The 13755-nt window shown below is 40.7% G+C and carries 17 protein-coding genes and 1 riboswitch; of the genes, 9 read left to right on the top strand and 8 right to left on the bottom strand.

Features of this window, described 5'->3' with window-relative positions:
- Positions 1–20: 20 nt before the first annotated feature.
- The gene (locus tag EHS13_RS22215) at positions 21–3041 is read right to left on the bottom strand and encodes a glycoside hydrolase family 2 TIM barrel-domain containing protein (protein ID WP_155702488.1); all 3021 of its coding nucleotides are present in this window, start codon (positions 3039–3041) and stop codon (positions 21–23) included.
- Between the two features lie 139 nt (positions 3042–3180).
- On the opposite strand from EHS13_RS22215, the gene EHS13_RS22220 reads away from it, so the two are divergent.
- A complete protein-coding gene (locus tag EHS13_RS22220; protein WP_155702489.1) occupies positions 3181–4047 on the top strand; it encodes an AraC family transcriptional regulator in 867 nt (288 codons plus the stop codon).
- 124 nt (positions 4048–4171) lie between these two features.
- Here the strand turns inward: EHS13_RS22220 and EHS13_RS37250 are convergent, their stop codons facing one another.
- Positions 4172–4297, bottom strand: a complete 126-nt coding sequence (locus tag EHS13_RS37250; protein WP_264373545.1) for a hypothetical protein — start codon at positions 4295–4297, stop codon at positions 4172–4174.
- A 274-nt stretch (positions 4298–4571) separates the two neighbouring features.
- Positions 4572–4670, top strand: a riboswitch (guanidine-I (ykkC/yxkD leader).
- A 61-nt stretch (positions 4671–4731) separates the two neighbouring features.
- Between EHS13_RS37250 and EHS13_RS22225 the strand changes: the two genes are divergently transcribed.
- The 4 genes from EHS13_RS22225 (at position 4732) to EHS13_RS22240 (ending at position 7726) form a co-directional block, all read left to right on the top strand.
- A complete protein-coding gene (locus EHS13_RS22225) occupies positions 4732–5745 on the top strand; it encodes an ABC transporter substrate-binding protein (RefSeq protein WP_155702490.1) in 1014 nt (337 codons plus the stop codon).
- A gap of 25 nt (positions 5746–5770) precedes the next feature.
- The gene (locus EHS13_RS22230) at positions 5771–6574 is read left to right on the top strand and encodes an ABC transporter permease (RefSeq protein WP_405083516.1); all 804 of its coding nucleotides are present in this window, start codon (positions 5771–5773) and stop codon (positions 6572–6574) included.
- Positions 6575–6580: 6 nt separating this feature from the next.
- Entirely contained in the window at positions 6581–7360 is a 780-nt protein-coding gene (locus tag EHS13_RS22235; protein WP_155702492.1) for an ABC transporter ATP-binding protein, read from the top strand.
- A gap of 156 nt (positions 7361–7516) precedes the next feature.
- Positions 7517–7726 carry a hypothetical protein gene (locus EHS13_RS22240; RefSeq protein WP_155702493.1) on the top strand — a complete coding sequence of 70 codons (210 nt, stop codon included), beginning with the start codon at positions 7517–7519 and terminating at the stop codon, positions 7724–7726.
- Between the two features lie 3 nt (positions 7727–7729).
- Here the strand turns inward: EHS13_RS22240 and EHS13_RS22245 are convergent, their stop codons facing one another.
- Together EHS13_RS22245 and EHS13_RS22250 are read right to left on the bottom strand one after the other, a co-directional pair.
- Positions 7730–8620, bottom strand: a complete 891-nt coding sequence (locus tag EHS13_RS22245; RefSeq protein WP_162463203.1) for a stalk domain-containing protein — start codon at positions 8618–8620, stop codon at positions 7730–7732.
- Entirely contained in the window at positions 8595–8834 is a 240-nt protein-coding gene (locus EHS13_RS22250) for a hypothetical protein (protein WP_155702495.1), read from the bottom strand. The genes EHS13_RS22245 and EHS13_RS22250 overlap by 26 nt, the downstream gene beginning before the upstream one ends.
- A gap of 94 nt (positions 8835–8928) precedes the next feature.
- On the opposite strand from EHS13_RS22250, the gene EHS13_RS22255 reads away from it, so the two are divergent.
- Positions 8929–9252: a hypothetical protein gene (locus tag EHS13_RS22255; protein ID WP_155702496.1), complete on the top strand. Its 324-nt coding sequence runs from the start codon at positions 8929–8931 to the stop codon at positions 9250–9252.
- A 49-nt stretch (positions 9253–9301) separates the two neighbouring features.
- On the opposite strand, the gene EHS13_RS22260 is transcribed toward EHS13_RS22255, so the two are convergent.
- Together EHS13_RS22260 and EHS13_RS22265 are read right to left on the bottom strand one after the other, a co-directional pair.
- Positions 9302–9628, bottom strand: coding sequence for a hypothetical protein (locus tag EHS13_RS22260; protein WP_155702497.1), 327 nt, complete (start codon positions 9626–9628; stop codon positions 9302–9304).
- A 101-nt stretch (positions 9629–9729) separates the two neighbouring features.
- The gene (locus EHS13_RS22265) at positions 9730–10299 is read right to left on the bottom strand and encodes a xanthine phosphoribosyltransferase (RefSeq protein WP_155702498.1); all 570 of its coding nucleotides are present in this window, start codon (positions 10297–10299) and stop codon (positions 9730–9732) included.
- A gap of 211 nt (positions 10300–10510) precedes the next feature.
- Between EHS13_RS22265 and EHS13_RS22270 the strand changes: the two genes are divergently transcribed.
- Positions 10511–11197: a DUF4309 domain-containing protein gene (locus tag EHS13_RS22270; RefSeq protein WP_155702499.1), complete on the top strand. Its 687-nt coding sequence runs from the start codon at positions 10511–10513 to the stop codon at positions 11195–11197.
- Between the two features lie 134 nt (positions 11198–11331).
- A complete protein-coding gene (locus tag EHS13_RS22275) occupies positions 11332–12387 on the top strand; it encodes a YkvI family membrane protein (protein ID WP_155702500.1) in 1056 nt (351 codons plus the stop codon).
- On the opposite strand, the gene EHS13_RS22280 is transcribed toward EHS13_RS22275, so the two are convergent.
- Positions 12307–12723 (bottom strand): hypothetical protein, encoded by a 417-nt coding sequence (locus EHS13_RS22280; protein WP_155702501.1) that lies wholly within the window; start codon positions 12721–12723, stop codon positions 12307–12309. The genes EHS13_RS22275 and EHS13_RS22280 overlap by 81 nt on opposite strands.
- Positions 12724–12745: 22 nt before the next feature.
- Entirely contained in the window at positions 12746–13000 is a 255-nt protein-coding gene (locus tag EHS13_RS22285; protein ID WP_155702502.1) for a hypothetical protein, read from the bottom strand.
- 137 nt (positions 13001–13137) lie between these two features.
- On the opposite strand from EHS13_RS22285, the gene EHS13_RS22290 reads away from it, so the two are divergent.
- Positions 13138–13743, top strand: coding sequence for a carbohydrate-binding family 9-like protein (locus EHS13_RS22290; RefSeq protein WP_155702503.1), 606 nt, complete (start codon positions 13138–13140; stop codon positions 13741–13743).
- Positions 13744–13755: the final 12 nt, after the last annotated feature.

Here is a 13755-nt window from a genome sequence, read left to right on the forward strand (position 1 = left end):
GCCTCCTTTTCATTTACCCCTTACTCATCTTCCTTGAATATCGGCCTGATCTTCAAATCGAATGTGAATGACTTTTCAGCTAATCTGTATTTGTCCAAAAGCTCTGGCCCGCAAGAGTTTGAACCAATCCCACTGAGCTTATAATCGAGATGTAGGAACGTAAGCTTGCTTTTCTCCAGCATGTGAGCGTGCGTCTTAGCTGTGAGCTCCTCCAAGGAATAGTGGGATGCATTGAATGAGAATGGCGTTGAGCTCTCAAACTTCAATCCCATTCCTTGACTATTCGAAGCTATGGCCCATTCAGTACCATAGCGGGATCCGTTTTCCTGCGGGAAAATATAAGATTCGTGCATCTCATCCACCGAAAGCAGAAAAGTACCCTTGTGCACACTTCGACGTTTATCAACATAACTTTCATGAGGACCGAACCCAGCATACTCAATTTCTTCGGTTCCACTTGGCATCGCTAGGCGCAATCCAAATCTCGGCAAAAATACTAGCTCATCTCTCACAGCTGCCTTAACCGAAAGTGTTAATTCGCCTGTTCCGTCTACACTCCAAAGAGCTTCGCCTTTAAGAACCGGATAGCGGATGTAGCCGCCTAATGAGAATGATACCGAAATGTTTACCTTTGATCTCTCTGGCTGCTCCCATTTCACATCATAAACTTTCATAAACGTGCTGTCGTACCCTTCTTCTATCCACTTATGCTTAATATTTCTGTCGTTGTCTGTGGGTGCCCGCCATATTTCAAAAGTCGCAGGAGCTCCTAGCATTTCAACACCGTTTTTAGTCAAGGAAATAAATGTACCTGTATGTTGATCAAAAATATGACGGAAATCAAAGCCTTCGAGAATTAGTAAATTTTCTTGAACAGTAGTCTTTATAGCTGATATTGGCTTAAAATTTGCCTTATCTATTCTAGTAGCAGCAGCCAACTCAAATTGCTGAAAACCTAACTCAAAGCCTGCTGCAGCCCATTTCGTTTCATCTTTCATGTGGACGCTAAACGTGAGCAGTGCAGCTCCATTCGAGCTTTTCTCAAAGGGAACACTCACAGCTTGACTCGCATGCGGTTTGGCATTTAGCTCCCAAATATGCCCTTGTTTCGCGATTTCACCATTCACTTCGATTTTCCAAGTTAAATAAACAACTGACAAATCGAGAAAATCAAAGAGATTAGTCACTTTATACTTTAAGCCTGCTAGATCATCCGCTTCAATGCGAACTGGAGAAATTACTTGCTTGAGCTCTTTCAATCCTGTATGCGGTTTGCGATCTGGTGTAACCAGCCCATCAATACAGAAATTTCCATCATTTGGCTTATCTCCAAAATCTCCGCCATATGCAAAGTACGGTACTCCGTTCTCGGTGTAGGTTTGGATCCCATGATCGCACCATTCCCAAACACATCCGCCCATCAGCTTCGGTTGCTTATAAATCGCATCCCAGTAATCCTGCAGATCTCCAGGCCCATTGCCCATCGCATGACTGTATTCACAGAGAAAAAGTGGTTTTGTATGGCTCTCGTCCATAGCATATTCTTCCAGAGACTGAACTGTAGCGTACATTCTACTCTCTATATCCAGGCTTTCCACGTCTTTACTGCCGTTATAGCCGGAAGCTGCGCCTTCATAATGGACTAAACGCGAAGCATCGCGTTCTTGGGTCCAGACTTGCATAGCTATATGATTGCTATCGAAACCAGACTCATTTCCCATGGACCAGATGATAACAGACGGCTGATTCTTGTCACGCTCTACCATTCTAATTGCACGCTCCAGAAAGGCTTCACGCCACATCGGGTTTGCGGAGAGCTTGTGCAGCGCTCCCTCTGCCCAATTTTCGGCAATGCCGATTCCATGACATTCAAGATCTGCCTCATCAATCACATAGAAGCCAATCTTATTGCAGAGCTCAAGAAAACGTGGATCATTTGGATAATGGGAAGTACGAATCGTATTAATGTTATGCTGTTTCATCAGCTTCAAATCCTGAATCATATGGTTTAATGGAATGGTTTGTCCAAGTATGGGATGCGAATCGTGTCGGTTAACCCCTTTAAGCTTAACCATCTGGCCATTAATCGTGAATACACCATTTAGAACCTCGATTCGACGGAAACCAACTGAGTTAACTAAAACTTCCGCTCCAGCATGAACATAAAGCTGATACAAGTAAGGCTGCTCCGCATTCCACAGCGTTGGATTGGCGATCTTCAGAACAAGCTCACCATTGCCATCTACATCCTTCTCTCCAGAAGCAATTAAATTCCCAGCAGCATCTTTTAGTTCAGCTATAATCTTTGATGGTCCTGTTGTTTCCAAATCGATTCGAAGTTCTGATTTACTGAAATCATCAGCGATCTCTTGTTTAATGAATAAATCCCTAATATGATGAGCGTCACGTGCAAGTAAGTACACATCACGGAAAATGCCGGAATAACGCCATGCATCCTGATCTTCTATATAGGTGCCGTCACACCATTTCAATACCATGACGCCAATTCTATTCTGGCCTGGACGCAGAAAATCCGTTAAGTCGAATTCCGCAGGAACCCGGCTGCCTTGGCTATAGCCAACAAACTCACCATTTACCCATAAATAGAAGCAAGAGTTTACACCCTCGAAAACAATATACTGCTTTTTGAGCTCCCATGATTCCGAAACATTAAAATCCCTAACATAAAGTCCTACTGGATTATCATCTGGTACAAAAGGTGGATCACACGGTATCGGATAATTAACGTTCGTATAATGCAATTGGTCATAGCCATTCACCTGCCAGCAGGATGGGACTATGAGAGAATCCCAGTTAGAAACGTCCATTTCATTCTTATAAAATTTGTCTTCCACACTAGCTAAGCTAGTATTGTATTGAAATTTCCAGCTGCCATTCAGCGTTTGGTAGTAAGGAGATCTTCCGCGTTTGCCAGATGCAGCAGCTTCGGTATTGCTGTAAGGAATATAATAGGCTCGCGGTGCAGAACGACCTTGCTGTAAGACAGTAAGGTCCTCATAAAACTTTGGCACGTTAATCATCTAAATCACAGTCCCCTCTCAAATCCAGCCCGTTTTTATGTTGTTCACCTTCCCAATTATAAGGTATGATAGATAGGTTAAAGTAGCTCAAAAACGGACAAACACCAGCATAAATTGGACATTTTAAAGGGGATGCACCATGACTATTGAACTGCTGCCGCTGCGGACAAATTTTTCAAACGGGCATCAATCTGGTCTACCATTTACCGTCTATACAGTAGGATCTGAGAATCAAACCCCGATCGCGAGGGTCGATGGTTTTTCTGCAAACCAACTGATAATCACTTTATCCGGCAAGGGAATATTCCGCTTCTCAGGAGCTAAAGAGTGGAAATTACTTTCTCCACTTTCCATGCTATATATTCCCGCATCCATTCCCCATGAATATTTTCCAGATGGCGAAGAACCTTGGCAAGTGGCTTTTATTTCTTTCACGGGAAAAAGTGATTCGACTGCTGCATGGGGATTTGGCGGAGTTCCAGAGTTGTTAGCTTTGCAGGATTCGAGTCGATTAATTGGTTTAATCTCGGATATATGGGGTTTATCTGGTCTAGATAATGATATATGGTCTACAACTGAACTTCTCCTAGTGTTCCTGACAGAACTTCGCAAACAAAGCTCATCTAATCGGGAGGCCGTGGAAATTAATTCTGGGCGTCCTTTATCCTATAAAGAATCGATTGTTATCACAGCAGCCACTTTCCTTCAAGACCATATGGAGCGAGGGCTCACGATAGCAGAGCTTTCGGAACGATTCGGCTATTCCCAAAGGCAATTAACAAGGCTGTTCAGACAAGTTTTAGGAGCTACTCCTATCGAATATCTTAAACGTATCCGAATGCAAACCGCAGCAGCGCTTCTTGAATCGCGAGAGGATATGATGATCACGCAAATCGCCTTGCGTATTGGTATGGAGCCTATATATTTTACACGCATGTTCAAATCTATGTATGGTATCCCCCCTTCCCAATACCGTAATCAACAAGCAAGAATTTCCTACCAGTGAAATAAAACGGAGCATCAAAAAGCGTAAAGCCAATGGCTTTACGCTTTTTCTCAAGTTATGTCCTCATTATGAATAATTGGATAGTCTTAAGCTGAAATTATTTAAGTCAACAACAAGCTTCTTGTTAAGCTTTCTTCTTGAACCATCTCATTAAATCTATTCTGAACATTTGTTTCTCCGTTACTGATTCAGTCTGCTGCGATTTAAGCGAGGATTCATGCATTTTGATGTGATAGTGAATTGAATACATAAGGATCACTCCTTTTCATTTACTATGTTATGTATTATCACATATAATCTTGAATTTAGCAATAATCCACTTAAGATACATGATTAAATAATTTTTGTGTTATGTATATTGACATTATAGGCTGTTTTGACTTAAGATGAGATAAACCAATATCGAAGTTATTCGAAGATGTGCGACCGCGCTTAAAGGTAGGTTTATTCGCCAATTAGCAAGTCTATTTTGGAACTCCAAAATGTAATACTTCCTAAATGTGGTAAAAAGAAAACAACATACTCAAATTGTTACCTAGGGTTCCACGGATTTATCCGGTTCGGTCCAAGAGGAAACACACAGTCCAAAGCTGTGCACACGGAGGGATAAAAGCCCGGGAGGATATCTTAACCGATATCTTCCCGGGCTTTCTTTATTAAATAAAAAAGAGAGTGGGAATTAAAATGAAAAAAAAGCTATTTATATTAATGATTGTCGTATTATTGTTGAGCTCCGTACTAGCTGCTTGTGGCAACAAAGATGACAAAGGTGCAGCAGGCTCGAATGAACCGATCAAAATCGCTTTAAGCCCTTGGCCAGGTTGGTTTGTCTGGTATTTAGTTAAAGAAAAAGGCTTCTTTGAAAAACGCGGCGTAAATGCCGAATTGGTCTACTTCCCCGTTTACAGTGATTCGTTATCTGCTTTAGCAACTGGAAAGGTTGATGCTAACAGCCAAACGCTTAGTGATACACTAGCACCAGCTAGCAAAGGCATTGCACTTAAAGCCGTTCTTGTAAATGATAATTCCAATGGTGGAGACGGTGTTGTTGTAAAAGAAGGGATTAATTCCTTCGCTGATCTTAAAGGCAAGAAAATTGCAACAGAATTAGGTACGGTTGATCATCTTTTAATGCTAACAGCTCTTGATAAAAACGGAATGAAAGAAAACGATGTTAAATATACGAATATGACCGTTAATGATGCTGGTCCTGCTTTCATCTCAGGCAATCTGGATGCAGCCGTATTGTGGGAGCCCTTCTTAAGCAAAGCACTTGCAGAAGGCAAAGGGAAACTGTTATTTTCTTCAAAAGATACACCAGGATTAATTCCTGATTTACTCGTATTCAAAGAATCAGTTACTAAAAATCGTCCAGATGATGTTAAGAATATTCTATTAGCTTGGTTTGATGCATTAGACTACTGGCAGAAAAATCCGGAAGAGTCCTTGGCTATTATGGCAAAAGCAGCTGAAACTCCAGTGGATGAATATAAATTAGGTGTAGATAGCGTGAAGATTTTTACAAAAGAAGATAATCAAAAAGCATTTACAGAAGGAACAGATTATTCATCCTTGTATTTCACAGCTAATAAAACGGCAGAATTCTTAAAAAGCTTAGACATGCTCTCATCAATCCCAGATCCTAAGTCATTCTTGGATAACTCCTTCATAGAAGCGATTATCAAAGAATCCAAATAGCTGATTCTCGAAAAGAGGTATGACCGTGCAAAAAAAGCGTAGATGGAAAACACTAACAATACGTAGCGAAATCAGCACCAAGTGGTATGTTTCCGGTGTGCTCTCAATGTTTATAGGCGGTCTCATATTCTGGAGTATATTAAGTTATGGCCATTATGTGCAGCAAACCTTTCTTCCGACTCCTGGCCAGGTTTTCCAAAGACTCTTTACTCAATTAAATGAAGTTACCTTTTGGAATAATGTCGGCATAAGCTTGTTCCGTATCCTAATGGGGTTTTTATTAGCCAGTTTACTAGCGATCCCTCTCGGGATACTCGCTGGAGCCTATAAATTCGCAGAAGCTATTCTAGTTCCGCCAACTGAATTTATTCGCTATATGCCGGCAACTGCCTTTATCCCCTTAATCATGGTTTGGTCAGGTATCGGAGAAACCGCAAAAATCATTGTCATATTTATCGGTTGTTTTTTCCAGCTGCTGCTCATGGTTGCAGACAATACAAGAGCCGTTTCCAATGATCTGCTGCAAGTCTCTTATACATTAGGAGCTAAGCAATGGCAGGTCATCGAAAAAGTTTTAATTCCTGCCCTGCTTCCTGACCTAATGAACACTTTACGATTAATAATCGGTTGGGCTTGGACTTACTTGGTTGTGGCCGAACTAGTAGCAGCAAGTAGTGGTCTCGGATTCTCCATTATGAAAGCACAAAGATTTCTTAATACAGATCAGATTTTCGCAGGAATTATCGTCATCGGATTGCTAGGGCTTTTAACAGATCGCATTTTCGCTTACTGCCACCGTAAATTCTTCCCTTGGCTGGAAAGGAGATAAGCTACTATGTCAATTACAACCGCTACCGAAGCCAAAATATCTGCTAGAGACGTCTCTAAAGTTTACCAGACTAAAAAAAATTCATTCCAAGCCTTAGAGCGAGTCTCCTTCGATGTGTTTCCACATGAGTTTGTCAGCTTTGTTGGCACATCAGGCTGCGGAAAATCAACATTATTGCGAATCTTAGCAGGTTTAGAGGAAGCAAGCGATGGTTCCATTCAAATCTCTGGCTCTGAAATTAACGGGCCTGGTGCAGATCGCGGAATGGTTTTCCAATCCTATACGCTTTTCCCATGGTTGAATGTACGAGAGAACATTGAATTTGGTCTTACCCTGCAGAATATGCATATCTTAGATAAACGTAAAATCTCGGCGCGTTTTATGGAAATGGTCTCTCTTCAGCGGTTTGCCAACTCATTCCCTAAAGAGCTCTCTGGCGGTATGAAGCAACGTGTCGCTATTGCAAGGGCACTCGCCAATAAGCCAGAGGTGCTGCTCATGGATGAACCCTTCGGCGCTCTAGATCCAATGACTAAAGGTTCTATGCAAGAAATGCTCTTGGACATTTGGAAAAAAGAAAAAATGACCGTTGTATTTATAACTCATGACATCGAAGAAGCCATTTTCCTCTCTCAACGTGTTTATGTAATGGATGCTCATCCTGGCCGGATTAAGCAAGAGGTTATTATTCCAGCTTCACTTAAAGATGAGGGCAAGGGTAAAGATTCACAAGAGTTCATTCAGCTTAAAAAACAAATCATTGCATTAATCGGTAATCATGAATAAATGGAATAAAACCTCCAATTCTACTAATCGTAGTTTTGGAGGTTTATTTAATTAAATTTGAATTTCCAGTATAAACTAGGTCATTACAGTCTTTTCTTTTTCGCAGTTAAGTTGTAAAATCGTAATAGTGATTTCTTTGAACAGGAGTGAAACCCAATGCATCCCCCATCCAAAACAATATCAACCGACATGGAGCTTTTCGCCGCATCGCTTGCTCAGCGTAAAGTTTCTGTGATGCAACGTACGGCTGATGACATTTATGCCATTCTAGAATATGGCGGTATTATTGAACGTTATACGAAGCATTCTGTTAAAATTAACGGCGCCTACTATTTGCGAGAAGAATGCGAGTTTACAATCGAATAGGTATCAACCTGCCGGAGCGGGCGCCCATAAGCCGATTTTATGGTTTTTGGCTCCGTTTTGCACATAAGTTAATAGCTCCGTCCAGCGGGTATTAGGCGCAGTCATTTTGAGCTTAGCGTAACCTTTAGCAAAAATTTGCGAGTTTAACAAGGATCCATCTGGTAAATAAACGTAAGCCAGCAGATAACCATGTGCTTCCCTTAGCTTAGAATCCATTTCAACATGAATAGTCATACCCACTAATTGCTCTGAGAGCCACTGAGTCGCTTCTGCCTCAAAATTGGGATTCAGCTGATCAAAACCAATCAAAACTAATTTATCGGTTTTGTCACCACCTTTAATCTCCACGACATTCCCTTCGAGAATATTCGTCACTTCAACCTCTGTCTTCACCTTCGATGAAACAAGTACTGTTTGAGAGTGCTCGTCCCAGCTAATGTTAGTCCCAAGCGCTTCTCCAACGAATCTCAGCGGAATCATCGTAGTACCTTCCACTAATTTACCCGCTACTGGTATTTCAATGATTTCATTATTGCGATTTCCTGTTAAACTGCCAATCTTATAGGTAATTATCACATCAGCCTTTTTAGCGGTGACTGTTTTAGTTGTATCATCCCACTCAATTTTGGCGCCTAACGCTTCAAATATATCACGTAGAGGGACTAGCACCCTTCCATTGACGTTGATCGGCTGCTGTAATTTAAAAGCTACTTTCTTGCCGTCCAGAAAAATAAAAATCGATTTCACTTTTGGAGGCACTGCTTTGACTGGTTTTGCCACTGCTTTGACTGGTTTTACCGCTGCTTTGATTGGTTTTACCGCAGCTGCAAACACAGATGAGATAGGCAAGAAACAGAGGAATACCAAACTAACTGCCAGAATCCATTTTTTCATTTGTCTCATCCTCTTCTCTTTTTTGCTCCCAAGGCTGGAAGGTGTAGCTTCGTACAAGTTTTATTACCTTACGGTTTTGCTTGCGTATTAATACGGAATGCTCGTCCCAAGCAACAACAATGCCCTTTACGTCATTAATGGGATCTATATCACGAATAACTCGAAGCTTCGTACCAACCTCACGGAATTCATTTAATTGTTCATCCGTAATCATTTATTTCCACACCTCCAAATATATTTAACGCTTGTACATAATTATCCACAGCAAGGACAAAATATCAAATAAGATTATGCAGGAGGAGCCGTATATGGATAAAAAAACCTACTATGTAACCGTACAATCTGGAGAAATCATGGAAGACTCAACTGCATTCAATTATGATTTTGTGATTAACGCCAATGAAGAGGAATACGATCAAATTAAGCAATTGTTTGAAGACACTGCAGATGCCGAGTTTGCCACGTATAGCCATAGCTTTCCACTAAGCTTAAGCACCTATTATAACGAAGAGAATTCTACCTACGACAATCATCTGCGTGATATCTACATAAAGCTGCACGAATTAGGGACAACCGAAACAAGACAGCATATTGAGACGATGCATATCCTTGATTCTAACACAAAGACCTAAACGAATGTTAACGTTTAGGTCTAAGTCATACAATTCAACTAGTTTGAAATTAGCTGACATGTTCTTTGGAATCATTGGTTTCAAACCAGCAATCCAGCACTTTGCTAGACATAACACGTTTAGAGATGTAATCCACCTGCGGTTCTGAAAAACTCTCCTGCCAAAGTACCTTTAACTCGTTGCAAAGCATTACAAGTGTCAGAAGCTCGGACCAAGCCACATACCTCTTATACCAGAAGAATTGAGGATGCTCAATCATATAGGGATACAGATCATCAAAATCTGTGTGCTTACAATCGAGAGCACGTTCAAAATGATTTTTGGCTTCTGAAAGCTTGCCCATTAGGTAATCAAACGGAATCAGTTCATTCCCCATGTTGTTGCCTCCTCTCTATTCCATAATCTTATTATAAATTAAAAATGATTGCGTTGGAAGAAGTGAATTATATGAAATTCCTCCCTTCTTCCCGTTCCTTATTACTCGAAAGCAATAATTCCATTATCTAAGCTGGAAATCTTCACAATGGAGTCGACTCGAACGCCTAAATCACGTATTGTCCTTGCCCCCGCTTGAAATGTTTTCTCTACGACTACGCCGAAACCAACTAAATCAGCACCCGATCTTTCAATAATGCGGATAATTCCCCTAGCAGCATCACCATTGGCAATAATATCATCGATAAACAAGATTCGATCCTCTTTGGAAATAAATGCCTTTGACACCATGATATCAGTCACAATTCCTTTTGTAAAAGACGGTACCCGCTCACAATAAGAATCATCATCCGTAGTCAGTGTTTTTTTCCGCCTTGCAAAAACCATAGGCACTTTTAATTCCAAAGCAGTAGCAAACGCAACCGTAATACCAGATGATTCGATGGTCAGAACCTTTGTAGGCTTCTCACTGGCAAAAAGCAAGGCAAACTGTCTACCTATTTGCATAATGAGCTGTGGGTCCACTTGATGATTAAGAATACCATCGAGCTTTAATACCTCATTAGTCATTATGACACCTTCAGCCAATATGCGCTGTTTCAATTGTTCCATCTAATAACCCCCTAAATAAACCCGTATATCTGCTGTAAATTTATCATAACCCAGAAGTCATTATCAAGTATAAACTAAACTTAGTCATAAATTACATTAAAATTAGAAAATATTTCAAGAATTTTCACAAAATATATACATTTCATGCAACTTTTTAGCACATTTAGTGGTCTAATATTATAAGACACTATTTATAGAGAGAAGAGAACCTATGAAATCAAGAACAAAAATCCTACTTGGCTGTATTTGTATAATTGGCGGACTATTGCTATCCGGCTGTAATTCCACTTTAATAGACACGACAATTGCTTCTACTCCACCCACACCTTCACCGACCCATGAGGTTGTGAATGTTAATCTGCCAGTCGTCCAACCTGTGACAGCATTACCAACTCAGAGCACAAGCAATGAACCAACCATAACTAAATCAAGCGATCAAGCTACAGTTGCTAGTAATAATGCTCAACAGACCCTTTCAACTGAAACTAAAGAGAAGCTTCCCGTATTTAGCTCCAAACAACCTCAAATTATGGGACTAGCCATTGGTGAAGCTCAAGAGAAGGCAATAGTGCAATATGGCAAACCACTTGAAACTTATATCATGGAGGATCCCGCCGAGCCCATTACAGTCTATCAATATGATGGCTTTAGCATTGGCTTTAATACAACAAATGGCATTCAATTCGTTGATGTCAGCAGCACTAAAGTGAATCCTGGACTGAGCGGACTTCGTTTAGGGCAAACGTCAGCTCAAGCCCTAGAGCTACTAGGCAAACCCGATAAGAATACAAGCTATGTGATTTCCTATAATACTAAAACAGCTATTCTCAAGCTAGACATTGACCCAAAAACAAAAACCATTCAATCCATTAAGCTATTCGGAGTCGAAGAATCCTAATTAAATATACATGTTGTTTGCGGCACACCTTAACGGTGTGCCGTTTTTATTTGCCTGCATTTATTTACAGTCATGCAATTGCGGCCCGTTACATAACTTGTACAAAAGCTTATAGGAAGGAGAAATAAAAAATAATGAACAAAAAATGGCAGCAAATTATACTTGTAGCTTTCACCTACATGGGAACGATTGTCGGTGCTGGCTTTGCTTCCGGTCAAGAAATCCTTCAGTTCTTCACTTTATATGGCCGATATGCAGCTTTGACCATTGTACTGGCGACATTTTTATTTATATGGATAGGTGTGAAGGTCATGCTTCTGGCTAAAAGTGCCGGGGCCTCTAATTACGAAGATTTAAACAAAGTCTTATTCGGACCCATTATTGGGCGCTGGATTAGCTGGTTTATGATGCTCATCCTACTGGGGACATCAGCTGTAATGCTAGCTGGAGCAGGTTCTTTGTTCGAGGAACAGCTACATTTCTCTTACCAAACTGGCTTGATACTTACACTAGTCCTTGCATATTTTGTTCTGACCAATGGAATTCAGGCCATTATGAAGGTTAATTCTTTTGTTGTTCCGCTAATGATTACTTTTACAATCATTGTCGTCTGGCATACCTGGCACATTCCTAATCATACAGGCTGGTTAAGAATCACCAGTGATTTCCCCTATGCACAGATATGGTTCTCACCTATTGTATATGCTGCGTTTAACTTGGCAGGCGCTCAAGCAGTACTCGTCCCTCTAAGTAGTGCCATCAAGGATAAATCGGTGCTATATTGGGGTGGAATTCTAGGTGGTATTGGAATTGGCTTATTGCTGCTTTCCGCCCATTACGCCTTATCTGCGCAAATGCCTGGGATTCAACAATACGAAATCCCAATGGGCCACATCATCCAACGGCTTGGCAGAGGTATTCAGTTGATGTACACCTTGGTTATTTTCGGGGAAATCTTTACAACCTACATTGCAGGTCTGTACGGGCTCACTCAGCAGCTTCAGCCCTATACTCGTCTCCACCCCCATATACTCTTAGCGCTGCTCTTAGGCTTCAGCTACATGGTCAGCCAGCTTGGATTTAGCATGCTGCTATCTACCTTGTATCCGCTATTTGGTTGTATCAGTATCATTTGGTTCATTATGATGGTCTACAAGCGCAATTCGGTCCATACTCTGCACCATCCTTAATACAATGGCAAAACGAGCAACCATGAATAACATGCCCAGCAATGAAAAAATAAAGCCAGACAAGAGATAACCATAATGATAAAGTGGGAAGCTTTCCCGATCCTTCATAACAGTAATCACCTCAGCCAATAAGAACAACATACCACATAAAAATACGATGATAATCGCGTAATCCATGAAGGACCATTTTAGAAAGTAACGACCTACTGTTTCAGAAATAGGTTGTTTACTTTGTTGATTATTTCTTTGCCTAACTATCGACCAAATGGTATAAATCGTCCCAGCTGTGATCAAAACACATAAAACGGCAGCCAAAACTCCTAAAATTGTATACATGCTGTACCTCTTTTCTGCTTGACTAAGATTGGGTAAGGAAATAAATAAGCGCAGCTATGGCTAAGACGCTAATCAAAGGGAGTGCACATAAAACATATAGGTCCATTGAAGCAGGAAGACTAGGTGCTTTGTGCCAAATATATGATATAAGCCCTTTTGGTTCAACAACAATAGCAGCAGGTGTTTCGATATCCACTTTTTTATGTATTGTGCCTTTTTTCCAGCCAACCTGATAAGTAATTTCGCGATCATTTTGCGGTAATCTCGGGATGGGCATACTTTCAACCTCCTTGGTTTCGCAATATTACCTTAATAGTATACTATATTTCAAGTCATACAGCTTACACTTTACTTATAGAATCACATCGTTTACCATTTATTGCATAGACATCATCCTAAAGAGGAGCTTATAAAATGCAGAATCCATATAGTTATGTATGTAATAAAGTAGAGACCCTTTCCGCGGAGGCTTGGCAAGCTATTCCAGCGATCGAATTAGTAGAAACAGCGAATGGTGAGCAACCAAGGCTCAAAACCAAGGTTAAAGCTTGTTGGAATAAAGATTTTGTTTGCTTCCGCTTCGAGTGTGAGGATGACTATATAGTAGCTAATTTTCAGCATAGAGATGAACCCTTATATTTAGAAGATGTAGTCGAGGTTTTCATTGATGAAGTTGGAGATGGCCGTCAATATCAAGAGTATGAGGTCAGTCCTCACAACGTCTTGTTCGATGCCATGGTAACCAATGATTTAGCAGGTACCATAATACCAAATGAGAAATGGAATGCAGTTGGAATTGAGACTACTGCCGAGAGAATTGCAGAGAAAAATTATGTTTATTCCATTAAGCTCTCTACAGATAACTTTTCAATTCCTATACAAAGCGGATCAGCCTGGAGTGTTAACTTCTATAGAATTGACGATGATCCACATGGCAATCGCCATTACTGGGCGTGGTCACCTACAGGTAAAATAAACTTTCATCTACCTGCTCATTTCGGAAGTATGATTTTTGCATAGACTCACTAACAT

It is taken from the genome of Paenibacillus psychroresistens (assembly GCF_009728935.1).
In the GTDB taxonomy this organism is placed as follows: Bacteria; Bacillota; Bacilli; order Paenibacillales; family NBRC-103111; genus Paenibacillus_AC; species Paenibacillus_AC psychroresistens.

Excerpts from the sequence above, each read along its gene's own strand:
- EHS13_RS22215 (WP_155702488.1), bottom strand. The coding sequence starts at position 3,041 with ATGATTAACGTGCCAAAGTTTTATGAGGACCTTACTGTCTTACAGCAA.
- EHS13_RS22220 (WP_155702489.1), top strand. The coding sequence starts at position 3,181 with ATGACTATTGAACTGCTGCCGCTGCGGACAAATTTTTCAAACGGGCAT.
- EHS13_RS37250 (WP_264373545.1), bottom strand. The coding sequence starts at position 4,297 with ATGTATTCAATTCACTATCACATCAAAATGCATGAATCCTCGCTTAAA.
- EHS13_RS22225 (WP_155702490.1), top strand. The coding sequence starts at position 4,732 with ATGAAAAAAAAGCTATTTATATTAATGATTGTCGTATTATTGTTGAGC.
- EHS13_RS22235 (WP_155702492.1), top strand. The coding sequence starts at position 6,581 with ATGTCAATTACAACCGCTACCGAAGCCAAAATATCTGCTAGAGACGTC.
- EHS13_RS22240 (WP_155702493.1), top strand. The coding sequence starts at position 7,517 with ATGCATCCCCCATCCAAAACAATATCAACCGACATGGAGCTTTTCGCC.
- EHS13_RS22245 (WP_162463203.1), bottom strand. The coding sequence starts at position 8,620 with ATGAAAAAATGGATTCTGGCAGTTAGTTTGGTATTCCTCTGTTTCTTG.
- EHS13_RS22250 (WP_155702495.1), bottom strand. The coding sequence starts at position 8,834 with ATGATTACGGATGAACAATTAAATGAATTCCGTGAGGTTGGTACGAAG.
- EHS13_RS22255 (WP_155702496.1), top strand. The coding sequence starts at position 8,929 with ATGGATAAAAAAACCTACTATGTAACCGTACAATCTGGAGAAATCATG.
- EHS13_RS22260 (WP_155702497.1), bottom strand. The coding sequence starts at position 9,628 with ATGGGGAATGAACTGATTCCGTTTGATTACCTAATGGGCAAGCTTTCA.
- EHS13_RS22265 (WP_155702498.1), bottom strand. The coding sequence starts at position 10,299 with ATGGAACAATTGAAACAGCGCATATTGGCTGAAGGTGTCATAATGACT.
- EHS13_RS22270 (WP_155702499.1), top strand. The coding sequence starts at position 10,511 with ATGAAATCAAGAACAAAAATCCTACTTGGCTGTATTTGTATAATTGGC.
- EHS13_RS22275 (WP_155702500.1), top strand. The coding sequence starts at position 11,332 with ATGAACAAAAAATGGCAGCAAATTATACTTGTAGCTTTCACCTACATG.
- EHS13_RS22280 (WP_155702501.1), bottom strand. The coding sequence starts at position 12,723 with ATGTATACAATTTTAGGAGTTTTGGCTGCCGTTTTATGTGTTTTGATC.
- EHS13_RS22285 (WP_155702502.1), bottom strand. The coding sequence starts at position 13,000 with ATGCCCATCCCGAGATTACCGCAAAATGATCGCGAAATTACTTATCAG.
- EHS13_RS22290 (WP_155702503.1), top strand. The coding sequence starts at position 13,138 with ATGCAGAATCCATATAGTTATGTATGTAATAAAGTAGAGACCCTTTCC.